This window comes from Lentzea fradiae (genome assembly GCF_900100955.1).
GTDB lineage: Bacteria > Actinomycetota > Actinomycetes > Mycobacteriales > Pseudonocardiaceae > Lentzea > Lentzea fradiae.
This window is the reverse complement of sequence record NZ_FNCC01000009.1, coordinates 20,283-45,827: the sequence shown is the minus strand read 5'-3', so window position 1 is coordinate 45,827 and position 25,545 is coordinate 20,283. Positions and strand designations below refer to the sequence as shown.

Below are 25,545 nucleotides of genomic sequence, written 5' to 3'. Positions count from 1 at the left end.
CCTCCCGAAGCGCCCGCACGCCTACTGCCGCGGCTGGTGAGCCCGGTAGGTCACCTGACGCCCGTCGAGCACCATGTCGATGTCGACGGTCTTGTCGAACAACGGCCCCATCGGCCGCACCAGCACCGGGTGACCCGACGGCTGGTGAATCCGGATGTTGACCCCGAGCTGCGTCGCGATCACCCGCGCCGCCAGGTCACGCGCGCTACCGGCGCTCATGTTCTCCGCCGTGTTCGCCTGCAGGTGCCAGTTGAGGTTGTCCAGCAACGCACCGGCCACGTGGCTCGGGTGGACCTGCCTGGCCGCGGTCCACCCCGCGACCTCCTTGGTCACCGCGTTGTGGGACGCCGCGAGGTTCACGACCTCCTTGCGCAGCCCCTCCGGGTCGAGCTGGAGGGCGTTGCCGATGGCGGCGTAGAGGCCGTTCGGGGTCGGCGCCGGCTGACGGCCGCTGCGCACCTCCTCGTTGAGGGACGCCAGCTGCCGCTGCGTCTCGCCGAGGTTGGCAGGCCCCGTGCTCGGCTGGGACTGGCCCTCCGCGGCACTCGGCTGCGGCTGGGCCGCGGTGTCGGCCGGGACGTTCGCCGGAGTGCTCGGCGTGGACACCTGGCCCGGCAGCACCGGCTCCCACACGAAGTTCGCGGTGCGGGGCGAAGTCCGGACCTCGGTCGTCGTCCCGGTCACCCACGGCGTCGGGGGTGCGGATGCCGCTTCGGCACTGGTGGACGTGGTCGAGTCGGTGCCGGCGCTCCTGTCCTGGCCGACGACCTCCTGCGGGTCGGTCTCCCCGGTCTGGTCCAGAGGTGCGGACTGGACCACGGGCACTTCGGGTGCGGTCCGGGTCGGCATCGGCGGCACGAACTCGGAGGGGGATGTCACGACCTCGCCGGGCTCGTCCTTGGTGCTCGGCGTCTCGGGAACGTCCTGCGTGGAGTCGGCCTGGACTTCGCTGTCCGTGGACTCCACCGTGCTGGATGGCACGGCTTCGCTGGTCGTCTCGTCGACCTGGTCCAGTGGCGCGGACTGGACCACGGGCACTTCGGGTGCGGTCCGGGTCGGCATCGGCGGCACGAACAGCTCCGCAGGGCTGTCCGTGGACTCCACCGTGCTGGATGGCACGGCTTCGCTGGTCGTCTCGTCGACCGGGTCCAGTGGCGCGGACTGCACCACCGGCACCTCGGGCGGGGCCCAGGTCGGCATCGGCGGCACCACCGGTTCCGCGGGGGGCGTCACAACCTCATCGGTGCGGCTGCTGGACGGCTCGGCCCCACTCCTGGAATCGCCCCCGCCGCTCTCATCGGTGCCAGAGGTGGCCGACGTGGTCCCGGCGTTGTAGTTGGCGATCTCCGCGTCGACGCGGCGCTTCTGCTCCCACCACTCCAGCTGCCGGTCGCGGGCCGCGGTCTGGGCGTCGCCGAACTCGGTCCTCGCGGTGTCCCGCCGCGGTTCCCAGACGGCGCGGTCGGCGTCGCGCTGGGCGATGTTCTGGTCGTGCGCGTTCTGGGCGGTCTCGCGGGCCGCGTCGGCCTGCCTCACGACCTCCTGCTGCGCTTCCAGCTCCTCCCGGCGTTCCCGGACCTCCTGGTTGCGGGTGTTCAGGGCCGTCTTGGCGTCCTCCAGCGCGGTCTGCGCCTGCTTCAGCGTGTTCTTCGCCTTCGTGGCGTCCGCGTCGGCGTTCATCACGTCCTCGACGGAGGCGCCGTTGTCCTTGAGCTCGGTCACCCCGAGCCGGGCGCGCGTCGCCTCGCCGTTGAGGGCGTCGACCCGCTCCTCCAGGTCGGTCACGGTCTTCTGGGCCCGCTCCGCCGCCTGTTCCGCGGCCTCCAGGTTCGACTGCAGTTCGGGGAGCTTCGCGGCCTCGGTCTCGTGGGTCTTGACCGCTTCGGCCAGCGGACCCTGGGACGCGTCCAGGTTCGTCTTGTGCTGCTCGTACAGGTCCGCCGAGGGCTGGTAGACGTCCTCCGCCGCGTGCAGCTTCTGGTCGACCTGGACCTCGGCGGCGCGCCAGGCGTCCGCCGCCTGCTTCAGGTTGGTCTGGGCGGTGTCCAGCGCCGGGGGGAAGTCCTTGCCCAGCAGGGCCTGCGCGTCCGACGCCACCATGCGGACACCGGCCGAGCCCGGCACGGACAGGTCGACGACGGCGGTCCTGCCGTCGACCGTCGCGACCAGGCGGTACTCGACGCCGAACTGGACGAGGCCGGTCCGGGTCTTCGGCTTGACGTTGTTGACCTTGTTGTCGGTCTGCCCGCCGGACGTGGCGGACGAGTCCTCACCCGCGTGCTTCGCCTCGACACCGTTCGACGCGAAGGTGACGTTGTCCTTCGGGTCGTTGTTCTGCTTGACCGTGACGCCGACGGTCCCGACACCCACCGACATGTCGGCGGACTGGGTGACCTTCGACTCGGCGGTGGTGGCGGTGATCTGCGTCTTCAGGTTCTCCAGCGCCACGTTGTCGCTGACGCCGGCGAGCGTCGGGTCGACGAGCTTCGCGTAGACCTTGAGGTCGGCGTGCTGGCCCCACGTCAGCGCCGCCTCCTTGAGGCCCGGCACCTCCATCGGGCCGGACAGCATCAGCGGCAGGTGCGCCTGGAGGTTCTCCGGGCTCAGCGTCGCCTGCAGGCTGTTGAGCGGGGCGGTGCCCTTGCCGGTGATGCCCTGTCCCGCCCCGGCGTTGATCAGCGCGGCCACCGCGGCGCGGCGCAGGTCCCGCGCGCCGCGGAGGTTCTCGACCGACGCGCTCTGGGGCAGCTGGTGGGCACGGGCGTCCTGCTGGAACGCCGCGGTCGCCTCCGGGGAGCCGTCGGCGGCGGGCCGCGAGTCGGCCGTCGCCGAGTACCCCGTGGCGGTCGCCCCCGGCGAGGAGCTGACCTTCTGGTTGTCCCCGTGCAGGCGGACGACCATGTCCCGCGGGGTGTCGTCGGACGCCCTCGCGATCTCCGTGTTCCCCTTCTCGACCACGAGCTCGAACGTGAGCGGCACGGAGTAGAGCACCGCCGGTCCGCTCGCGGCGCGGAAGTGGCTGTCCTGGTCGGTGGTCGAGGTCGTGACGGAGCTGCTGGTGGCCCCGCCGACGGTCATGGCCCCGGCCGCGCCCGCGGCGGTGGACACCTTCGGGTTGTCGGTGCTCGGCACTCCCGCGCCCGTCGCCTTGACGCCGACCGCCCAGGAGGTGCCGCGGCCCTGGCCGTCGGTCCCCTTCTTCGCCGCGGCGACCGTCGACTCCATCTCGACGCCGTCGTTGACGACCTTCTCGTACCTCGGCGTCCCGGTCGTGGCCTTCAGGGTCACCTGGTAGGAGTCGTTGCCGAACGTGCCGGGCTGGTGCACCAGCAGCGGCACGCCGCCGTCCAGCGCGCTGTCGATCATCGCCTTCACGCTCGCGGGCGAGCTGAAGTCGACCAGGCGCTGCATGTTGCTCATCGAGTCCTTGAGGACCGAGTCGGGCAGCAGCGGGCCGCTCAGCGGCTTTGCGGTGTTGGTGTTGGCCCGTCCGATCAGATCCGTGACCAGGTTGGACAGGTCCGGCACGCTCTCGACCGTGGACAGGCCGAGCGAGCTGGGCTCGTCGGCCCTCACCGTCGCGGGCGGCGCCATCGTCACGTCCGGCCCCGTCGGCATCGGCGGGGCCGGAGGCAGCTCCGGCCGGATGTCGGGCAGCGCCTTCATCTCGCGCGCGACGTCCTCGCTCACCCGGACGAACACCGCACCCGGCAGGTCGACCGTGGCGCCCTCGACGTACGGGGTGCCGCCGTAGACGAAGTTGCCGGAGCGGCTCTCGGCGACCACCGTGGCGGTCGCGTCGATCTGGACCAGCACGGTGCGGCCGCTGGAGGGCGTCACGCGGTTGCGGTCGTGGCTGCCGCTGATCTCGGTCGCCGTGGTCTTCGACTGCGACCACGGCGTGTACTTGCCGGCCACCGCGACACCGCCGGTGCCGTAGGCGGTGGACGGCTGGCCTTCCGGCGTGGGCGGGAGGTTCGGCCTGAACGACGCGCTCGCGCTCGCGGTGATGTCGACCGACTGGTTCTTCGTCGACGACTCGCTCGCCTTGTAACCGCCGGTGTGCGCGTTCTCGGTGGCGGTGTCGTCCGCGAACGACACGAACTTCGCCTTGCCCAGCTCGAACTTCACCGCGAGCGCGCCGGAGCGGTCGGTGACCCGCCGGTCGTACTTGAAGCCCTGCTCCTGGACGCCGGTCGTGGTCAGCGTGCGCAGGTTCGCCTTGATGTTCTCCGGGGACAGCATCTTGTCGAGCTGCGCCCGCGACGCGGTGCCCGGCACGGTGAGCACCGAGTCACCGCCCGCCGCGCGGTTCAGCGCGTCGATGGCTTGCGCGTGCACCGCCGCGGTGTTCGCGACGGCCTCCACGTGCAGGAACTCCGGTGGCTTGCGCGCGGGGGCGGTGGTCAGCAGGGTGTTGATGGTCGGCGGGGCGTCCAAGACCCGCGACGTCGGCGTGCCCGGCGTGTAGGGCTTGCTGTCGCGGTTCATGGTGGAGCTGTCGGACACCCAGAGGCCCACCTTGCCCGTGATGGGCGTGAGGTGCCTGCCGGGGCCGGTGCCGGTGGTCGCCACGGTCTGCGGCGTGGGCACCTTGAGGTGGGGCGAGCCCGGTGTCACGTGCCGCACCCAGTTGCGGTGCCGGGTGAACGTGGTGATCTCGACCTCGAACCGCACGTTGCTCTCGAACAGCTGGGAGTTCGGGCTGCCGACGTTGAGCGAGGTGCTGTTGACGGTCGGGCCGGCCGCGGTCCTGTCCGCCTTCGACTGGTTGTACTTCACGCCCACCTGCGGCCCGGCGACCACCTTGACGGAGGCGTTCTCGCCGGGGATCACCACCTTGCCCTCGACGCCGGCGCTGAAGCCCTTGGTGGTGGTCGTGGCGCTGTCGAGCTTCGGGCCGGTCGCCGAGGACTCCCGCACGTTGCGGTCGGACTGGCCGACGTGCCGGACGTCGTCGAGGACCGCCTTGACGGTGACGTTGACGTAGGTGTTGCTGGTCGTGCCGCTGTTCTTCAGCTGCACCGTCAGACCGGGACCCAGCAGGCTGTCCATGTTGGTCTTGAGCGCCGTCGGCGAGAGCTGCGAGGTCAGCTTGCGCTGGTTCGCGGCCTGCTCGGCGACGTCCGCGTAGCTCTTGCCCCTGCTCGACCGCGGGTCGGCGGCGGGGTCGGACCAGGTCGGCAGGAACTTCTCGAACCCGTCCAGGCCGCGCAGCGCGTTCTCGACCTGGGTCTGGACCTGGGAGGCCACCGCGAACTCGCCGACCCGCGCGTTGCCGGCCGCGAGCGCGCCCGCCATGTAGGGCGGCGGGAACTTGGTGCCCGCGGTGCTCGTGTCGGCGACCGTGTTCCTGGTGCCGTCCGGCGCGGGCATGCCCATCGCCGCGGCCTCGGGCAACCCGACGCGCAGGTAGGTGGTGACGGGAACGGTCACCGGGGCGCCGCTCGGCGTCCTGACCTCGATCTCGGCCCGCACCTTGTACAGACCGGTGTCGCCCTTGACCTGCATGCCGGACCGGTGGTTCGTGTTGATGCCCGCGCTGACGTTCTCGGCGACGCGCGCCGAGTAGCCGGCCGTGACACCGACCTGGCCGCCGACCTGGTTCGGGGCGCCGGAGTTGAAGCCGACACCGGCGTTGACGTCACCACCGGACTTGGTCGTCGCCGACACACCGCTGCTGTGCGACGCGATGTCGTGCAGGCGCAGCACCGTGCTGTCGGTCTTGCCGACGAGCTCGGCGGTCAGCAGGGTCGCCTTCATCTGCACCACGGCGCCCTTACCCGCGTTCACGCTGACGAGGTCCGGCGACATCACGTGCGCGCCCGTGAGCATCATGCCGAGGTTGTTGCGGATCTCGGTCGGGCTCAGGAAGTTCTGCAACGCCTCGCGGCCCGGCGCGCCGATCGCCGTGATCGACGGGTGCAGGTTCCGCGCGACGTCGTTGAACGCCTTCACCGGGTCGTCGACCGTGACCGCCTCGGGGGCGGGGTGTTCGAGCTTCGCCCCCCAGTCGGGGACCGCCGGGGTCACGGCGGACTTCTCGTTGCCGGGCGCCGTCAGGGCCGCCAGGTCGTTCGAGATGCTGAGCTTGACGGACGTGCCGGTCTCCACCGGGGGCAGGGGCCTGATGCCACCGCTCGTGTTGGCGAGGGTGATCTGGTAGGAGACCTCGACGGTGGCCTCGACCGAGCCCACGCCCGGCCGGATCGCGCGCCAGTCGGTGAGCGAGGACGACATGGCCTGCGACCGGGCAGGCGTGGCCAGCTGCGCCTTGCCGCTGACGGAGCCGTACGGGCCGACGCCCTGGGTGGCCGAGATGCCGGTGCCGACGTCGTTCGCCGTGGCGACGGTGTGCGTGGTGGTCGACGTGTTGCCGGACGCCACGATCAGGTCGGTCTTGTTGGCCGGCGTGTCGACGGGCCGGACGGGGACCGCGGCGGTGGGCGGTGCGCCGGGCGGGACGACGGTCTGCGCGGTCATGGTCGCGCGGATGTTGGCCTCGTACCAGTCACCGCCGATCTTGATCTGGAAGTTCCTGCCCTTGTCCAGGAACGACTCGAAGTCTCCGGTGATCGCCCGCTGGATGCGCTTGGCGTCGGCGTCCGTGATGCCCGCGATGGCTGCCGTGACGTTCGCGGCGCCGTTCACCTCGATGGGGGAGACGGTGCCGAGGGCCTTGTTGCCCTGGAAGTACTCCGGCAGGACCTTCGCGTCTGCCAGCACCTGGCCGACGGGCGGCGGGGCCGGGCGGGTCAGGACCTCGGGCTCGGGGGTGGTGGCCGGAGCCGTGCGGGTGTCCGCCTCCGGGGCCGGCGGAGCCGGGCGCGTGTCCACGTCGGCCAAGCCGGCGGCCCGGTCCTGCTGGAGCTGCTGGGTGAAGTCCCGCAACGCCTCCAGGTGGCGGGTGTTGTGCCCGCCCGTCCGTGCGTCCTGGATCTGCTGGTCGACGTGGGTGCGCACGGCCGCGACGTCGGTGTCGCTCAGCTGACGCCAGCCGTAGGAGTTCGGGTCGGCGGGCTGGCGCAGCGCGAACGCCGTGATCGCCGCGTCGCGGTTGGCCGTGAGCTTGTCGAGGCGGTCCTGCTGCCGCTGGATGTTCCGCTCCGCGGTCTCCCGCCGGGCCGCCTGCTCGTCCAGCACCGACTGGGGCTTGAGCACGTCCGGCACCACGTCGGCGGCGGTCCACCGGTTCTGCTCCGCCTTGGCGGCGTCGAGACCGTCCTGCACGTACTGGATCCGCGCGTCGTAGATCCGGGGCGCGCTGGCGGTGGTCGCGACGTCGATGGCGTGCTGGATCGCGGCGGCGCGCTCGGGGTTCTTGGCGTAGTGCGGGTTCTGCTGCATCTCCCGCAGCGCCGGGGCGTCGAGACCGTAGAGCGACGCCGCGAACGACTGGGCGGGTGAGCCCGTGTGCACGGGGCCGAAGCCACCGGGGACGGCCAGGTCGACGTCCGGGGCGGTGGACCGCGACGCCGGGTCCTGCATGAACGGCCGGTCGGGGCGCGTCTCCGCCACGGGCGCGGCCGGGGCGTGGTCCTGCCGGACCGGACCCTGGTCGACCTGGAGACCCGCCAGCGTGTCGGCCAGCCGCTCCAGCTCGGGGACGGGCCGTCCGGCGGCCCGCGCGTCCTCGACGAGGCCACCGACGTGGTTCTGGAGGTTCGCCCTGTCCTGGGGCGTCATCGACTGCCAGCCGGGGGCGTCCGGGTTCGCTGGCTGGTTCAGCGCGTACGCGGTGAGGATGTCCAGGCGGTCGCTCTGCAGCCTGGCCGCCTCGACGTCGAGCTTCAGCGCCTGCAGCTCGAGGTCGCTCCGCTCGGCCTGGCGCTGCGCCTGGTCGGTGAGCATCAGCTCGGTCTTCCAGGCGTCCGGCAGCGCGTCGGAGAGGTGCTTCAGGTCGTCGATGTCGCCGCGGGTGGTCCGGATCTCGGCTTCGAGGTCCCGCAGCTCCTGGTCGATGCCGCCGTCCTTGCCGGCGACCTCCAGGTTGCGGGACATGAGCTCGATCGCGTACGACCGCTCCGGGTTGTCGCGGTGCAGCGCCGCCAGGGCGTCCAGCTCGGCGGAGGACTTGCCGAACAACGACGCCTTGAACGCCGAGTGCTCCTGCCAGTCGCTGAGCCGGGGGCCGTCCTGCCGGGCGTCCACGCCGGTGGCCGGGGCCGGGTTCGTGCTCGGACCGGCCTCGTCGCGCGGCGCCGGGTTCTCCCGCGCGTCCGCGGCCGCCCGCATCTTGGCTTCGAGCTCCGCCTGGCGCCGTCCGCCCTCACCGAGGTTCTTGCTGATCTGCTCGACCCGGTGGATCCGGTCCCAGATCTCCGTGATCTTCGTGAAGCGGTTGCTGTACTCGGGATCGGTGGCGAACGCCAGCTGCCGCTCGTTCGCCGCCACGGTCGCCTCGGCCTCGGCGATGAGCGCGTCGAAGTCGACATGGCTCATGTTCTCGCCGGTGCCGAACCACCGGTTCATGAAGCCGTTGAAGCCGGTGTAGACGTCCTTGCCCTCGCGGAAGTCCTCCAGCGCGGTCCTGGCCTTGTCCACTTCCTTCTGCAGCGCGGGCACACCGCCGTGCCGCAGGGCCTGGGTCACCGCGGCCCGCGCGTTGGTCTCGTTCTCCAGCCGCCGCTGCAGAACCTTCAGCTCCGTGACGTCGAACCCGGCGTTCTGGGCCGCCGCGATCTCCGCCGCCACGTGCGCTTCGAGCTCGCGCCGTGCGCCCGGCCCGAGCTTCGTGAGCTTGTCGGCGGTCGGACCCGCGACGTAGGTGTCGACGGCGTGGATCAGCGCCGCACGCTGCTTGGCGGCGTCCAGCTCGGCGATCTGGTTCTTGACCTTCGCCTGGAGATCGGTGTCCCGTGCGATGTCCAGCTTGACCTGGGACTGCTGCTGACGCTGCTGCGGCGACTGGAACGACTGGGGCAGCAGGGACAGCTGGGACCGGGAGTCCTTGAGCCTGCGCTCGATCTTCGCCTGCTCGTCCAGCAGGTCCTTCTTGAACCCCGTCGGGCCGCCGGGGTGGGCGGCGGCGCGCTTGATCAGCTGGGTCTTCTGCGCGGCGTCGTACAGGCCCTTGTCCTGGCGGCCCTTGTACAGGTCGCCGATGGTCTGGTTGATCTCGGCGGACGACTTGCCCGCGAGCCACGCCTCCATGCCTGCCTGGAACTCCCGCGGCGTCGGGGAGCCGATCGCGCCGAACGTGCCGTCCTGCGAGACGAGCTGCACCTGCGTCGCGCCCGCCGGGCCGTGCACGGTCCGCACGCCGTCGTTGTCGACGACGATCTGCACGTCCAACGCCTGCGCGATCGAGTCGGGCAGGACCTTGCCGACCTGGGAGTCGGCCCACGCCGGCGTCTGGAGCGCGTGGGCGACGAGATCGGGCGACGACGGCAGCGCGCCGTTCTGCCGGACCTCCTGCGTGATGTGGTTGATCACGTCGACGTCGCTCGGCTTCATGCCGGTGGTGTCCAGCCCGGCGTTGACGACGTCCCAGCGCTTCGCCGACCCGGTGGCGAGGTCGGTGGCGAGGTTGGCCCGCCACTGGTCGACCTTGGCGTCACCGGTGAGGCCGGGGGTGTTCGGTTCCAGGTCGGGGTGGAACTTCGCCAGCGCGTCGGGGCTGACGTTGCCCGCCACCCAGTTCGACAGGGCGGGCGGGTTCAGCGCGGGGTGGTCGTGCTTCCCCGGGTTCTCGCGGACGTCCGCGACCACACCGTCCACAGTGGTCTTGATGTCGGTGAACCCGACCAGCGGCGCCGCGTTCGGGACGTCCACGCCCTGGAAGGCCGCGCCGCGCAGGACGGACTCGACCAGGCCGACCTTGTCCAGGTTCGGCAGGTGCGTCTGCGGAGGACGCACGTCGGCGTCCGCGTCGACGGGGAAGGCGCCGGGAATGTGCATGTCCGCGTCCATCGGCCGCGTCTGCACGTCCGGTCCGACGAACGTCTTGGGAGGAGTGAAGGTGTCCTGAGTGGACGGTGTGTCGGTGGTGGACTCGGGCGGAGTCCAGCCTGCCGGTGGTGGCACGGTGGCCGGTCCGGCGGGTTCGATGGTGGTGTCGGGCACCATGACCTGGCTGTTGGCGGTGCGTTCGATGAGCCAGAGGTGGCGGGGGAGGACGCCGGGGTCGGGCAGGTGGAGGTCGGCGCCCATGATGCCGCCGTCGTTCTGGTGGACGCCGGAGTTCGTGTCGTGTTGCTGGAAGACGCGGGTGCTGTCTTTGTACTCGTCGGGGATTCCGAGGTAGTGCAGGGTTTCGTGGGCGAGGACCTCGGGGCTGGCGTCGCCGTTCCAGTGGGTCTGGTCGAGGTTGGGGTTGGCGGGGTCGACCTTGACGCTGGTGTGGGCGTCGGCCTTGTTGTCGGTGAACTCGAGGTTGAGGTGGAACTGGTCGCCGCTGGGCAGGCGGAAGCCCTTGTTGACCAGGTTGTTGACGCCGTTGGTGGCGTTGTCCTTGACCTGGGCGATCGTTTCCGGCGTGACGTTCGCGGCAGGGTCGAGGTGCACCTTGACGGTGTACTCCTGCACGAAGTTGCCCGGCGTGGTCTCGATCCGCCGCAGGTCGTAGTTGATCAAACCCTGGTACGACTTGATGTCCGACACCGTGCTGTCGGTGCGCACGTCATGCACGATCTGGTCGACCGTGCGGACATCGGTGTCGTTGCGACGATCGGCCCACGTGCTGCGGTCAGCCGGGTTGTTCGGCGTCGACCAGTCCGCCGTCTTCGCCGGGTCATGCCGCCACGACTCGTCGGTCAAGACGTCCTTGCCCCGGTGCGACTCCGGCGTCGGCGGCGTCATGGGCGGCGGGGCGCCGACCTTGATGCGCTTGGGACCGTCGCCATCCACGGCCTTGTCCGTGCTCGTGCTCGTGCTCGGAGCCGGTTGTGCAGCGGGCATCGGCGGCGCGGCGGGCGGCGGCGGTGCGACCGGGGGTGCCGGAGGGGCAGGAGCGGGCCGCGCGTCGGCGGAGGTGCTCGGTGCGGGCGTCTGGGTGTCCGCGGCCGTGTCGGTGTCAGTGGTGGTGCCAGGGGTGGTGTCGGGGTTGGACCGGGCGTCGAAGAAGGAGTCGGTGTCCGAGTCGACGTCGCTGGTGGTGTCCGGGTTGGACCGGGCGTCGAAGTAGTTCGAGGCGTTGGACTCGGTGTCGCTGTCGACGTTCGTGTCCGCCGGGTTGTCCACCGCAGGCGCGGGTGCGGGCGCAGGCGCGTCGGTGTTGGTGTCGGTGCCGAAGTCGAGCAGGAAGTCCGTCATGTCGGGTCCGTCGGACTCGGCATCGGATTCGACGTCGCTGTCAGCGTTCTCTTCTGCCGGGTTGTTTACCGCATGCGCAGGCGCAGGCGCGGGTGCAGGCGCGGGTGCAGGCGCGGGTGCAGGCGCGTCGGTGTTGGTGTCGGTGCCGAAGTCGAGCAGGAAGTCGGTCATGTCGGGTCCATCGGACTCGGCATCGGACTCCGTGTTGGCCTCGACGTCGCTGTCGACGTTCGTCGCCGCAGGGTTGTCCACCGCGGGCGCCGGTGCAGGCGCAGGCGCGTCGGTGTTGGTGTCGGTGCCGAAGTCGAACAGGAAGTCCGTCATGTCCGGTCCGTCGGACTCGGCATCGGATTCGGCGTCGCTGTCGGCGTTCGTGTCCGCGGGGTTGTTCACCGCGGGCGCGGGAGCAGGTGCGGGCGCGGGTGCGTCGGTGTTGGTGTCGGTGCCGAAGTCGAACATGACGTCGGTCATGTCCGGTCCGTCGGACTCGGTGTCGGACTCCACGTCCGTGCCGGTGCTCGTGTCGGTGTTGACCGGGCCGGGCGCAGGCGCGGGGGCCGGTGCGGCTGGTGGCGGCGCGTCCACCGTCGTCGGCGGGCTCGGCACCTGGGCGGCCGGCGCCGGCTGGGCCGGGGGAGCGGTCGGCGACGACGGGGCTTCGGGCGCCGGCGGCGCGTACCGGGGTGGCGTGTCGGGGGAAGGCGGGTTCTGCCACAGGGTCAGGGCCTGGACGACCTGGTTGTTGTGCGGTGCGCGCGCGTCCTCGTAGACCTGCGAGAAGTACTTGCTCACGTCGCTGTCCGGCTGCGAGAGGTTCTTCAGCAGGTCGGTGAGGTGGGCGACGTTCTCCGCCGTCTTCGGATCGGGGGAGTCGACCGTACCGCCCGGGTCGTTGCTCGCGGGGGTGTTGAACAGTTGGTCCTGAAGCCCCGGCTTCTGCGCCTCGAGCAGGTCGATGATCTTGTCGAGCTGGTCCTTGGTGAGGTCGACGTCGTCGGCGCCGAAGTTGAACTGACTCCCGGAGCTTCCCGGCTTGCTGTCGATGTAGTCGGCGATCTGCCCGGCCTCCGGCAGATCGGAGAGGATGTCCGCGACCGCCGCGCCCTGGCCTTCGATCGCGGGCTTGAGCACGGTGGAGACCTGGGTGACGCTGCTGGCCGGCTCGTTGGGGTCGCGGCCCGGCGACTGCACGTAGTCCCTGAGGGCGTTGAAGGTCTCGAGGGCGGCGGTGACGTTCATCGCCCGCGCCGCAGCCTCCTTCGCATCACCTTCGGTGACGTGTGTGATCCAGGGGGTGTCTGCTCGAAGACCTTCGCTCGCCTTGTCCAGGTCGGCCTTGGCCGCACCGTCCGCGCCGGGGACGTCCGGGTAGGGCGTCTTGGCGGTCAGGACGGAGATGTTCGGCCTCTCGATGAGGTGCGTCAGGTTCGTGGAGTTCGCGCCCTCGTTGATCGCGGGCAGGCTGCCGAGCTGGAACACCTGCTGGAACACGTTCTGGGGCATGGACCCGGTGTTCACCACCAGGACGTCGCCCTGCTTCAGGTCGTCGATCTGCTGCTGCAGGTCGGGGGAGGCGATGTCCGCGCGCTTGAGCCAGTCCGCCTCGAACTTCGGCACGAACCACACCGACGAGTCGGTGATCTCCATCATGATCGACGGCTTCGTGTCCAGCGAGTGCAGGGCCGTCGCGAGGTTGTTGGACACGCCGGGGCGGTACATGAGGTCCACGGCCCCGAGGCCGTACACCGGCATCAGGTCGGCTTTGTCGCTCATCACCGCGTCGGCGACCGTCTTGATGCCCTGCGCCTTCGCGGGGTCGTTGGGCATCTCGTTGTCGATGAGCGCGGCCAGGTCCTTCAGGTCGCCGACCTTCGGCACGTCGTAGACGTAGCGCGCCTGCGGGCTGATGTGTGGGTCCAGATCGGTGATCTTGACGCCGCCCTCGGCGTTCGGATCGCGCTGCAGGAGCAGTCGCGAGCTGATCTCCCAGGCGTACGGCTTGAGGACGACCGCCTCGTCCACGTTGTTCTTGTCGAGGAACTCGAGGGCGGCACGCGGGTTCTTCGGACCGACCGTGTCCTCACCCGCCGACAGCAACAGCGTCTTGCTGTCCGGGGAGTGGTTCGGCGAGTTGACGATCTCGACCGGCTGGAGGTCCGGAGTGATCAGGAGCTCCATCTTCGTCGCGGACTCGGGGTCGGCGACGAAGGTGACCTTGTCCTGGAAACCGCCGTCGCGCAACGACTTCACCAGCGTCGTCGCGGCGGCCTGGTGGCCGAGCCCCTTCGCGTTGCCCACCGCGACGACGACATTGTCGACGTCGGCCAGCAGGTCCTTCACCGACGAACCGGCGTCCGGGGTGGTGCTGTCCTGCGGCGGAGCGTCGGGGGACGAGTTGGCCGGGTCGGAACCACGGCCCCCGTCGGTGCCGGGGGCGGGGTTCGGCCCGGCCACCGGCGCCACCACGACGACGTCCGGCGCCGCGCCGGTGTTCGTGACGTTGGGGCTGGGCGCGGGAGACGGCGTGGGCGACGGCGCGGCGGGAGCCGGGCGCGTCTTGACGGCGGGGTCGCCGGTGGAGGTGTTGGGGTTGGCCGGCGGGACGTCGGCGTTGGGGGTGGGCGTGTTCGGGGCGGGCGTGTTCGGGTTGGCCGGGGCCGGGCGGGTCTGCACGGGCTCCGGCGCGGGCCTGGTCCCGGCCGGGGGAGCGGTCGTCTCCGGGCGCGGGTTGGGCGTGGCGTTCGGGTTCGGCGTTGCCGGGGTGGGCGCCGGGTTCGGGGTGTTCGTGCTGGTGTTCGGGGCGGGCGCCGGGTTCGCGGTGTTGGGGCCGGGGGTGCTCGGGCTGGGGGTGTTCGGGGTCGGCACCGCCGCCGGAGGCGTGGTGGCCTCCGGCTTGGGCGCCGGCGTGGCGGGCGGGACGGTCGACTCCGGCCGCGGCGACGGCACGCTCGCCGGCGGCGTCGCGGTGTTGGGCGACGTCGTGCTCGGCGGAGGGGTGGCGACGTTGGCCGGTGGCGGGGTGACGTTCGGCGCCGGGCTCGGCGTGGGCGTCGGGCTCGGAGTCGGGCTCGGCGTGTTGACGGGCGGCGTGCTGACCGGTGGCGGGGTGACCGGCGCCGGGCGCGTCTGGGCCGGAGGCGGCGTGTCCGCCTTGGGCTGCTGCGGGGACGGCGTCGTGTCGGCCCTGGGCGACGGCGTGACCGCGGGCGGCGGCGTGTTCGTGTTCGGCGTGTTCGTGTTCGGCGTGTTGGTGTTGGGAGTGTTGGTGTTCGGCGCGTTCACCGGTGGTGCAGCCGGCGCCGGACGTGCGGACGCCGGTGGCGGCGTGTTCGTGTTCGGCGCGTTGGTGCTGGGCGCGTTGGTGCTGGGGGCGTTGACCGGGGGCGCGGCCGGTGCCGGGCGGGCCGACGCGGGCGGCGGGGTGTTCGTGTTCGGCGCCGGGGTGCCGGGCGTGGTGGCCGGCGAAGGCGTGACCGGCGGCGGCGTGGGGGCCGGGCGGGTCTGCGCGGGCGGCGGGGTGTTCGTGTTCGGTGCCGGGGTGTTCGGCGTCGTGGTGCTCGGCTGGGGCGTCAGCGGGGTCGGCTTCGGGGCCGGGGGAGGCGTCGAGGGCGAGGTGCCGGGGGCCCTCGTGATGGTGTTGTCGGGCGTGGGGGCCTTGGGCGCGTCGAAGACGCCCTTGCTGCCGCCGACTCCGCCGCCGAACTTGTTGCCGCTGCGCTCGCCGCCGGTCGCACCGGCGGTGGGAGCGCCACCGGGAGCCATCGGCGGGGCCATGCCGCCGGCGTTGGCCGCCGGGGAGGCGATCGGGCCGGCGGTGGCGCCGCCGCGCGGGGCGTTCTGCGACGGCGAGGTGACCGTCGACGCCTGCGGGCCGGGGGTCTGTGCACCCGGCGTGCCGCCGGGGGTGCCCGGGGTGCCGGGGGCGGGGGGCATGCCGGGGACCGAACCCTTGGGCGCACCACCGCCAGGCGAGGTGCCGCCCGGAGTGGCACCGCCCGGCGTCGCGCCGCCGGAGGTTCCACCGGCGTTGGAGCCGGGGACGGCGCCGGGGCCGGTGTAGCCGGGCGCGGTCGGGGTGAACGCCGCGGGCGTCTTCGCGCCACCGGTGCCCGGCGTGGAGCCGGGGGTCGAGCCGGGCGTGGTGGAGCCGCCGGGGTTGGAACCGGCCGGAGTGGCACCGCCGGGGGTCGAACCGGCGTTGGAGCCGGGGACCGCGCCGGGGCCGGTGTAGCCGGGGGCCGTCGGGGTGAACGGGGCCGGGGTGGGCTTCGGTGCCGGGGGAGGCGTCGAGGGCGAGGTGCCGGGAGCCTTGGTGATGGTGTTGTCGGGCGTGGGGGCCTTGGGCGCGTCGAAGACGCCCTTGCTGCCGCCGACTCCGCCACCGAACTTGTTGCCGCTGCGCTCGCCACCGCTCGCGCCGGCGCCGGGAGCGCCACCGGGAGCCATCGGCGGTGCCATGCCCGGCGCCGCGCCGGGAGCCGCGGTGCCGCCGCGTGCGCCACCGGCCGCTCCGGCCGCGTTCTGGGAGCCGGGGGACGTCACCCCGGCGCTGCCGCCGGGAGTGCTCGGGCCGGTGTAGCCGGGAGCGGTCGGGGTGAAGGCCGCGGGCGCCTTGGCGCCGCCACCGCTGCTCGTGCCACCGGGCGTGCCGCCAGGCGTGCCACCGGGAGTCGTGCCTCCCTTGGCGGAACCGCCAGGAGTCGTGGGGCCGGTGTAGCCGGGAGCGGTCGGGGTGAAGGCCGCGGGCGTCTTCGCACCGCCCGTGGTGCCACCCGTCGTGCCGCCCTTGGCGCCGCCGGGGTTCGTGGCGCCGGGGCCGGTGTAGCCGGGCGCGGTGGGGGTGAATGCCGCGGGAGTCTTGGCACCGCCGGTGGTGCCGCCCTTGGCGCCACCGGCGGCGTTCGTCGCGCCGGGACCGGTGTAGCCGGGCGCGGTCGGCGTGAACGCCGCGGGAGTCTTCGCACCACCGGTGGTGCCGCCGCCCTTGGCGCCACCGCTGGCGTTCGTCGCGCCGGGACCGGTGTAGCCAGGAGCAGTGGGGGTGAACGCGGCGGGCGTCTTGGCGCCACCGGTGCCACCAGTGGTGCCGCCCTTCGCGCCACCACTGGTGTTGGTCCCGCCGGGGCCGGTGTAGCCGGGCGCGGTGGGGGTGAACGCGGCGGGCGTCTTCGCGCCACCGGTAGCGCCAGGGGCGCCGCCCTTGACGTTCGGAGGGGCGCTGACGGAGGAGCCACCGGTGGTGGCGTTGGTGCCGCCACCGGGCGTGGCGCCGGCGCCGCCCTTCACGTTGGGCGGGGTGCTGACCGAGCCGCCGGGGCCGTTGTAGCCGGGGGCGGTGGGCGTGAAGCTCGCCGGTCCGCCCTTGACCTGCGGCCCGGAGGAGACCTTGCCGCCCCCCGCGGTGCCGGTGCCCGCGGGACCGCCCTTGACGTCACCGCCCTTGATCGTGGCCGGTCCGGTGACCTTGCCCCCGCCGGGGGCGTTGGTGCCCGAGGGGCCGCCCTTGACGTCGCCGCCCTTGATCGTGGGCGGCGCCTGGTAGTTCGGGCCGCCCGGCGTGTTCGGGCCCTGGGCGCTGCCGGGGTTGTTGGGCGCGTTCTTGGCCGACGTGGTCGGGTCGAGGGACTGGAAGGTCTTCTGCTGCGCGGCGTCGACGCTGTTGAACGTCTGCTGCGTGGCGTTGAGCTTCGTCTTGACGTCGTCGAACGCCTTGGACGCCTTGTCCGCCTGCTGGACGGCGTTGTCGTTGGACTGGTTCAGCGCGGGCACCGCGAACAGCCCGATGGGACCGAGCGCGTTGCCGCTGAAGTTCAGGCCGCGCAGGCCGCCCGCGATGCCCTGCAGCCGGGAGCCCAGGTCACCCGCCTTGTTCTGCAACCCCTGCATCGAGTCGGGGTTGACGGAGAAGCCGTTCTTGCCGGTGGGACCACCGCTGGTGCCCGCGCTGGGCGACGACGGCGTCGCGCCAGGGTTCGCCGCGGGGTTCGCCGGGGCCGGCTGAGGTGCCGGTTCCACGGCGGGTGCGGGGGCGGGGTTCACCTTGGCCATGAGAGGCTTTCTCCAGATACTGCGTCAGGGCGGGTAAAGCAGGGATCCCGGCTGCGGGGACGGACTCAGTCGGTCCGCCGGACCGTCCGCTCGGGAGCGGACGGCAGTGTCGCGCTCGTCTCGCCACCGGCCTCGAAGCCCGCGGTGGGCCGCAGCGCCTCGTGTGCCGTCAACGGGTTCACGCTCTCGTAGAACGGCTGCGCCTCGATCCGCGAGAACTCACGCGGCTGCGACGGTGCGAGGGTCTCGGCCACGTTGGCCATCTGCGTCCTGGCCATCGGCTCGTAGCCGGAGGACATCGGCTGGAGCGGCTCGGACGACGGCGTGGACTCGCTGTAGTACATCTCGCGCGCCTGCATCGGCTGCACGTCGTGGACCGGAGAGCCCGCCGTCATGCTGACGCCCGACGCCACCGTCGAGTCCGACGCGGTCGCCTGCTGGAACGGCTGGACGGGCGTGTCCGCCAGACGTGCCTGCTGGAACGGCTGGACGGGTTCGGCCGCGATGCGCTCGCCGTACTGCATGGGCTGCACGTCGGCGAGACGTGCCTGCGCCTGCTGGAACGGCTGGACGGGCGTGTCCGCCAGGCGTGCCTGCTGGAACGGCTGGACGGGTTCGGCCGCGATGCGCTCGCCGTACTGCATGGGCTGCACGTCGGCGAGACGTGCCTGCGCCTGCTGGAACGGCTGGACGGGCGTGTCCGCCAGGCGTGCCTGCTGGAACGGCTGGGCGGGTTCGGCCGCGATGCGCTCGCCGTACTGCATGGGCTGCAACGGCTCCACCGGGCGTTCGGCCCGCACGAAGGACTGCGTGGGCTCCAGCGGCCGCAGCGCTTCGTGCCGGGGCTGCAACGCTTCCATCGGCTGCATGGCCGGCGTGCCCTGCTGCATGGGTTCCAGCGGAGCCATCGCCCGCATGGCGGGGGTGGCCTGGACCTGTTCGGTGGGACGCAGGAGCGCGTGGGCCGGGGTGGCCTGGACCTGCTCGGTCGGTCGCAGGAGCGCGTGGGCCGGGGTGCCCTGGACCTGGGCGGTCGGGCGCATGACCTCGTTCGCCAGCTTGCCCTGGACCTGCGCGGTCGCCTGCTCGGTCGGCCGGTGCAACGCGTTGGCCATCACCGCGCGCTCGGCCGTGGGCGCCTCGGCGGCGACGCGCGCGACCGTCTCGGCGGGCCGGGCCTGGACCGTCTCGGTGCGGGCGTTCGTCTCCGCCGCCGACGTCTGGGTGGACCCGGAGCCGCCACGGGCGCCGTCCACGGCCTTGTCGACGTCGTTCTGGGCCTTGTACGCCTCCCAGCTGATCTCGGCGACGTCCGCGCCGTTCTCGAAGCGCTGCCAGCCCTTGCTGATCTTGGCCATGATGTCGTCGAGGTCGCCGATGCGCTTCATCTGCCGGGCGAGCGCGGCGACGACGCGGGCGACGCGGGACGCGATGTTCGTGCCCAGCGCGACGGCCTTGCCGACGGCGAAGCCGCAGAAGATCGGGATCGAGGCGCCGAAGGTCGGGATCATGGCGGCGGCGGCGAGGATCGCGCCACCGATCAGCGAACCGATCAGCTGGGCGATGAGGTCGCGGACGATGTCGCGCAGGACCTGGACCAGCATGCCCATGATCGCGACGATCTTGGCCTTGGTCTCGACGGCGCTCGCGAGCTCGTCGAGCTCCTGGTACATGCCGTCCATCGACGTCTTGAACAGCTCGGACGACTCACCCGTCCAGCCGTCGAACGTCGCGAGGCCGTTCTTGTGGTCCTCCGCCAGCTGGCGGATCTCGACCGCCCGCTGCTTGTTGGCCTCGACGTTGGCCTGGATCTCCTCCGGGTTGCCCATCAGCTGGTTGAGGGCGTCGCGCAGGAAGCTCACGTGCTCGATCAGCCAGCCGACGCCCGCGCCGATGATGCTGCCCAGCGGGTCGATGGCGAGCATCACCGTGGCCGACGCCGCGCCGATGGCGTTGAACGTGATGTCGAGAGCCTTCTCGGTCTCGGACTCCGCGTCCTTGCTGATGCCGTCGATGAGGCTGCCGTACGCCTCGATGAACAGCGAGCCCTTGAGCTTGTTCTCCTCGGTGATGTGCATCCCGGGAGGAGACGGGAGTGGAGTTTCTGGCGCTGTCATCGTTGATCCTTACCAGGGCTGGTTGTCGTCGTCATCGTCGTCGGCCGCACGGGGCCGTCCGCGGACCGGGGGCGGCTGCGGGGCGGCGGGGGGCCGGCTCACCGGTGCCGGCGGTGCAGGGGCCGGTTCCGGTTCGTCGTCGATCTCGTCGTAGGTGTCGTTGTCCTCGGTCTCGTCCTCGTCGTCGGACGGGATCGAGTCCGAGACCATCTGGTACGCCTCCGTGCCCTCGCCGAGCGGCTTGAACAGCTCGAGCACCTGTTCCGCCGCCTGCTTCTGGGCACGTCGCGCGGTCTCCAGGATCACCGCGGTGAGCCGGGACGAGCCCAGCTCCACCGCGCGGTGACCCAGCTGGAGGTTCTGCAGGCCGCCGTTGGGGCCCACCGTCACCGTCACCGAGCCGTCCTTCGACGTCACCGTCGCGGAGGACGCCGCGAAGTTCTCGGTCAGGTTCTCCGACTTCTGCTTCAGGTCGGCCAGCTTGGCCTCGTACTCTTCGACCCATTGGTAGGGGTTGGCGGGATTCACACGGTCCTCCGGCGGCGGTGGTTCGGCTGCGTCGCGAGTCAGCTCACGCGAGCACAGCGTTGATGCGGGTGGCGATGCGGTCGTTGTCGGTCGGCGAGACGCTGAGCCAGCCGTCCGAGTTGACCATCAGGTAACGGCCCTGGTGGGTGTCGAACCAGTTGATCACGACACCGGCTCGCTGCTGGCCACGGGTGACGCCGAACTGGCCGCCCGCCACGCGGTTGGCCGCGAGCTCGCCGACCTGCTTGGCGTCCTGGGGCGACAGACCGGCCTGTTGCAGCGCCTCGCGGTCGTCGTCCTCGGTCTCGCCGACGCCGAGGAGGTCGTCGGAGGCGCTCCTGCTCTCCGCCTCCTTGATCGCGACCGCTTCCTTCAGGGTCTCCACCCGCACGTTGACGGCGGTGCCGGGACCGGGCTCCCCGTCCGGCAGCACCCGCACGATCTCGCGCGCGATGCCGGTCTCCCGGATGGTGAGCAGCCCGACCCGGTCGTCGTCGATGATCGCCAGCACGGCCCTGTCGCCGTTGGAGGCGGCGAGGGCCCGCACGGTCCGGTCGAGCCCCGCGACGGCGTCGACGGAGACCTCGTGGTCGTTCAGCAGCCGGAGGTGGTCCTCCAGCCGCTGGTTGCCGACCAGACCGCGCTGACGCAGGTCCTCGAGCGTGTTCTCGCGCAGCACCCGGCGGTCCTGCTCCGTGTCGCCCTCGCTCGGAACGTCCAGCGGGTACGGCACCCGGCCGAGCCGCAGCTCGTGCCAGAGGACGTCGAACTCGCGCGGCGTGAGCAGGAACTCCGGCGTGATCACGACTGCTCGGACCCCTTCTGCTTCTTGACCTTGGCGGCACCGATCACCGACGGGGGCAGGTTCTCGCCGGGGATCTCGAACAGGTCGCCGCCCATGATGTAGCTGGCGGAGCGGTGTTCCTTGTCGTCCTCGCCGCGGCCACCCGCACCGGGGGCCATCGGCGCGCCGCCCATGCCGGCGCCCGCCGCGGACGCGGCACCGGGGCCCATGCCCATCGGCATGCCGCCGCGCATCTGCTGGCCCTGCACACCGGCAGAGCCACCGGGCGTCATCGTGCCGGCGCCACCGGCACCGCCGGCACCCGCGCCGCCGAAGCCGCCGGCACCGCCACCGCCGCCCGCGCCCATCGAGGGCGTGAACGCCATCGGGCCGCCCTTCATGCCCGCGCCACCGCCGGCACCGCCACCGCCGCCGGCACCGCCACCACCGGCGCCACCCGCTCCGCCGCCGAAGCCGCTGGTGCCGCCCGGACCGGTGTAACCCGGTGCGGTGGGGGTGAACTTGGGGTTCTGCGGGGTGTAGTTCGGGTTGGCGATGTCCTTGCCGACCGTCGGCACGTTCGGGATCTGCGGCGTGTACGAGCTGCCGCTGTTGCCACCGCCGCCCTTGGTCACGCCGCCGCCGAGGCTCGGCGTGTAGCCGCCGCCCAGCTGGGGCGTGTACGTGCTGCTGCCCGCACCGCTGGTGTAGGTGCCACCCGTGTTGGCGGCCGGGGTGTAGCCCGGCGCGGTCGGCGTGTAGGCCGCCGCGGCGTTGGTGTTGCCGGGGTTGTAGTTCGGCATCTGCGGCGTGTACGAGCCACCGGCGCCTGCCCCGCCCGTGCCACCGGCACCCGCGCCACCGTTGACGGCACCGGCCGTGCCGGGAGCCGCGTAGCCGGGGGCCGCCGGCGAGTAGGCCGCCGCGGCGGGCTGGGTCGCGCTGGGACCGTTGTAGGCGGCGGCGTTGCCACCGGCACCGCCACCCGCGCCACCCGCGCCCGCGCCACCGTTGACGGCGGGCACGTCGGACACGGCGGCCCCGGTCGCGGTCTGCGCGGCCATGAGCGTCTCCGCGCTGGCGAGCGTCGGAGCGCCCGCGGCGAGCGTGCGCGCCAGCACCGGCTCCTCGACCGTGCCCGTGTTCGGGTTGAACGGCGGCTTGAAGGTCGGCACCGACGAGTCGATCTGCCGGGAGTTGTTCTCCATGTCGGTCATGACGTGGATCGCGTGGTCGTGCGCCGCGCGCGACGCCGAGTTGGCGGCCGCGATGTCCGCCGCGGCCAGCACGAACGAGGCCGTGCCCGGCTGCGACAGCGCGGCGGCGGCCTTCGCCCAGTCGAACTCGATCGGGGCGGGCATCTGCGCGCGGGCGTTCTCCATGACGTGGCCCTGGTCGGCGACCTTCTTGCCGACCTCGACGGCCGTGCGCGCGGTCTCGTCGACCCAGTCGCCGAGCCTCTTCATCGCGTCGCGCGCGGCCTCGGCGGACTCACCCGTCCACTTCGACTCCGACGAGGCGATCACCGAGTTGATCATGCGTGACGCCTCGGTGAGCTCGTTGCCGTACTTGCTCCACTCTGAGCTGATCTGACCGGCTTGGCCGGGGTCGTTGTTCGTGTGCACCGCGGCGTACAGCTCTTGGTGCGATCGCGACGCCCAGTTCTGCGGATCCGTGAGGACCGGGACGTTCTCGATCTGACTGGGGTCGGTCTCGGGGGGCATGACCGGCTCGCCTCTCGCTTCGGTGGAACCAGCTGGCCTCGGCTCAGCTGGTGCCCATGTGCTTCTTCAGTTCGGCCTGGGATTCCTCGTCGAGGCGGGTGAAGTTGTCGATCGCGGCCACGATCGAGTTCTTCGTCTGCTCGAGCACGGAGCGGTAGGCGGTCATGACGTTGACGAACGAGTACTGCTCACCCTCCGCCCGGTGGGTGAACTTGTCGCGCATCTTGTCGCCGACGGGGTTGGCACCCAGCGGGACGGGCCGGGCGATGCTGACCTTGGCGCGCTCCAGCCAGTGGTCGACCTGGTCGATCTGCGCCTGCAACTGCTTGCGGAGCTCCTCGCCCGCGGTCGGGTCGAGCTGCACCTGACCCGAGGTGACGGTGTCCCTGAGCGGGACAGCGTCCTTCTCACCGACGATGTACATGCGGGAAGTATCGTGGGTCGCCCGGTGCATCGCCCGTAATTCTCTCGCGCGAGTTACCAATTGAGACCAGCGTTCACAATGGCTTCGCCGCAGCTGACCGGGCCACTACCAGGTGAACGGCCTGTAACAAACGTGATCGTTTGCGCAGGTTGTGGGAGCGCTCTCCAGGTGTCGCCCGAACGGGCGCTCCGCGCCTGATCACAGTGTGCGCGCCCACCTCGCCGGAGGTGGCTGTGATTCAAATCACAGTGGTGAATGTGATCGATTTAGGGTGCTCTTGAGCTTGGTCCACGTCGGACCGTCTTCACTGGATGGGGTGAACCCGTCGAATCGGACGCGCGAGCGGGCGCACTCCGGAAGAATGACGCCCGCGCGGGCGGGGACCGGTCACGCCAGGACGGCGTCGATCCGCGTCGCGATCCGGTCGTTGTCGGTGGGGGACAGGCTGAGCCAGCCGTCCGAGCGGACCATCAGGTAGCGGCCCTGGTGGGTGTCGAACCAGTTGATGAGCACGTCCGCGCGGCGCCGCCCGTGCGTCACGCCGAACTGGCCGCCCGCGACGCGGTTGGCCGCCAGCTCGTCCATCTGCCTCGCGTCCTGTGCGGACAGTCCCGCCCTGAGCAGCGCCTGGCGGTCGTCGAGCTCCTCGTCGGCCGCGCCCCACGGGTCCTCGGAGTCGTCGTCGTCCTCCTCCTCGGCCTCCTGCAGCGCGACGGCCTGCTGCAACGTCTCCAGGCGCACGGACAGGGCGCTGCCCGGCCCCGCCTCGCCCGCCGGGAGGAGGCGGACGATCTCCCTGGCGAGCCCCGTGGGCCTGATCTCGGTGAGCCCGACCTTGTCGTTGTCGATCACGGCGAGCACCGCGAGCATCCCGTTGGACGCGGCGAGCCCCCGGACGGTCCTGTCGAGCCCGGCGACGGCGTCGACGGAGACGTCGTGCTCGTCCAGCACCCGCATGAGCTCCTCGAGCCGGGCGTCGTCGCCGACGCCGCGGCGGCGCAGGCTTTCGAGGGTGCTCGCCACCAGCGCCTTCCGCTCGCTCTCGGTGTCTCCCGCGCTGGGCACGTCGAGCGGGTACGGCATCCTGCCGAGCCGCAGCGCGTGCCACAGCACCTCGAACTCGCGGGTCGACAGCAAGTACTCGGGCGAGATCACGTGTGCTCGGGCCTTTCTCTCCTGCGGTGCTGTGCGCGAAGTATCGAGCAGAACCCGTGCGCACGTTGACGTTTCCGCTGTGGCGCGCCGGGAGGTGATCATGATCGCAGCCGGTGCCTGCGGGTGGTGGCCAACTCCGTCCCGGTGGCCGCCTGACCACCGGAAAGGCGGTCCCACCTGCTGCGGGAAGTGCTCGGAAGCGCTGGTCCGACCGGGTGGCGGAGGTCCGCGCCCTGGCGGATGTCACCCGGTCGTGGGTGTGACCCAATTCACGTCAGCGACTTCCTGTTGAGACGGTCCCGCGATGTGGGAGCGGTGTTGGTGGGCCTGGCTAGCGTCGACGCATGATCTCTCGGCGCGGTGTGCTCCTCGCTGCTGGACTGACCCTGCTCCCGTCTCGTGCCGCGGCGGCGCCTTCCATCGTGAAGCCGTTGCCCGCCACGGACTTCGTCGTGCACGGCACCAACGCGGAGACGCGCTGGGAGGCCCTGCGCGGCACCGGTTCCCTGACGCCGGTCTCGAAGTTCTTCGTCCGCAACCACACGTCGACCCCGCTGCTCGACGCCGCCACCTGGCGGCTGCGGATCTCCGGGTCCGGGGTCGCCCGGCCGTTGTCGCTCTCACTGCGCGACCTGAAAGCCCTGCCGTCGGTCTCGGTCGAGGCCGTGATCGAGTGCGCGGGCAACGGCAGGAGCTTCTTCACCTCGCAGCAGGGCCAGGCGGTGTCCGGGACGCCGTGGCGGCTCGGCGCGATCGGCAACGCGCGGTGGCGCGGGGTGTCGCTCGGCCTGCTGCTGAGGCGCGCCGGGCTGCGGCCGTCGGCGGTCTCGGTGCTGCCCGCCGGGCTGGACGACGACTACGTGACCGGCGGCGTGAACCTCGGCCGCGTGCGCCGCCCGCTGCCGGTCGAGAAGGCCCTCGACGACGTGCTGGTCGCCTACGAGATGAACGGCGCCGCGCTGCCGCCCGACCACGGTTTCCCCGCGCGGCTCGTCGTGCCGGGCTGGGTCGGGATCGCGAGCATCAAGTGGCTCGGCTCGCTGGAGGTCTCCACGTCCGAGCTGCACTCGCCGTGGGACACCGACTACTACCGCCTGATCGGGCCCTCCTACCCGGCCGGGGGCACGCTGGTGACCACCCAGGTCGGCAAGAGCGCGTTCGAGCTGGCCTGGGACGCCACCGTGCCCGCGGGCAGGCGGGTGCTCACCGGCCGGTCGTGGTCGCCGCACGGCGTGCGGGAGGTCGAGGTCTCGACGGACGGACGGACCTGGCGGCGCGCCACGCCCGTCGCGCGGGGCGGCTGGACGCGGTGGCAGGTCCCGTGGCAGGCGAGGCCGGGGGCGCACGTGCTGCGGGCGCGGGTCGCCGGCCAGCCGGACGAGGTTCCCCTCAACACGCAGGGCTACCTGTTCGGGGCGGTGGTCCGGCACCCGGTGACCGTGGTCTGATCGACTCGATAGCTTCAGTGTTGACCGAAAGCAAGCCCGTCGTGGTCGCCGGTCTGCCCGGAGG

Annotated in this window: 8 protein-coding genes; 1 reads left to right on the top strand and 7 read right to left on the bottom strand. The window is 71.9% G+C overall.

Going from position 1 to position 25,545, the window contains the following annotated elements; all coding sequences use genetic code 11:
* Window positions 1-21: 21 nt before the first annotated feature.
* From BLT23_RS21790 to BLT23_RS21745, 7 genes are all read right to left on the bottom strand, one after another.
* A complete protein-coding gene (locus tag BLT23_RS21790; protein ID WP_176946866.1) occupies window positions 22-17,301 on the bottom strand; it encodes a hypothetical protein in 17,280 nt (5,759 codons plus the stop codon).
* 65 nt (window positions 17,302-17,366) lie between these two features.
* Window positions 17,367-19,379: a YML083C domain-containing protein gene (locus BLT23_RS21770; RefSeq protein WP_090051686.1), complete on the bottom strand. Its 2,013-nt coding sequence runs from the start codon at window positions 19,377-19,379 to the stop codon at window positions 17,367-17,369.
* A 48-nt stretch (window positions 19,380-19,427) separates the two neighbouring features.
* On the bottom strand, window positions 19,428-19,946 hold the full coding sequence (locus BLT23_RS21765; protein WP_090051685.1) for a YbaB/EbfC family nucleoid-associated protein: 519 nt from the start codon (window positions 19,944-19,946) through the stop codon (window positions 19,428-19,430).
* Window positions 19,947-19,989: 43 nt separating this feature from the next.
* Window positions 19,990-20,751, bottom strand: coding sequence for an ESX secretion-associated protein EspG (locus BLT23_RS21760; protein ID WP_090051684.1), 762 nt, complete (start codon window positions 20,749-20,751; stop codon window positions 19,990-19,992).
* A complete protein-coding gene (locus BLT23_RS42080; RefSeq protein ID WP_090051683.1) occupies window positions 20,748-22,454 on the bottom strand; it encodes a WXG100 family type VII secretion target in 1,707 nt (568 codons plus the stop codon). The genes BLT23_RS21760 and BLT23_RS42080 overlap by 4 nt, the downstream gene beginning before the upstream one ends.
* Before the next feature lie 43 nt (window positions 22,455-22,497).
* Window positions 22,498-22,878, bottom strand: coding sequence for a hypothetical protein (locus BLT23_RS21750; protein ID WP_090051682.1), 381 nt, complete (start codon window positions 22,876-22,878; stop codon window positions 22,498-22,500).
* Between the two features lie 387 nt (window positions 22,879-23,265).
* On the bottom strand, window positions 23,266-24,033 hold the full coding sequence (locus tag BLT23_RS21745) for an ESX secretion-associated protein EspG (RefSeq protein ID WP_090051681.1): 768 nt from the start codon (window positions 24,031-24,033) through the stop codon (window positions 23,266-23,268).
* A 344-nt stretch (window positions 24,034-24,377) separates the two neighbouring features.
* Here BLT23_RS21745 and BLT23_RS21740 point away from each other — a divergent pair, with 344 nt between their 5' ends.
* A complete protein-coding gene (locus BLT23_RS21740) occupies window positions 24,378-25,481 on the top strand; it encodes a molybdopterin-dependent oxidoreductase (protein ID WP_090051680.1) in 1,104 nt (367 codons plus the stop codon).
* Window positions 25,482-25,545: the final 64 nt, after the last annotated feature.

Bases quoted from the DNA above. Each gene is read 5' to 3' on its own strand.
- BLT23_RS21790 (WP_176946866.1), bottom strand. From the start codon at position 17,301: ATGGCCAAGGTGAACCCCGCCCCCGCACCCGCCGTGGAACCGGCACCT.
- BLT23_RS21770 (WP_090051686.1), bottom strand. From the start codon at position 19,379: ATGCACATCACCGAGGAGAACAAGCTCAAGGGCTCGCTGTTCATCGAG.
- BLT23_RS42080 (WP_090051683.1), bottom strand. From the start codon at position 22,454: ATGCCCCCCGAGACCGACCCCAGTCAGATCGAGAACGTCCCGGTCCTC.
- BLT23_RS21750 (WP_090051682.1), bottom strand. From the start codon at position 22,878: ATGTACATCGTCGGTGAGAAGGACGCTGTCCCGCTCAGGGACACCGTC.
- BLT23_RS21740 (WP_090051680.1), top strand. From the start codon at position 24,378: ATGATCTCTCGGCGCGGTGTGCTCCTCGCTGCTGGACTGACCCTGCTC.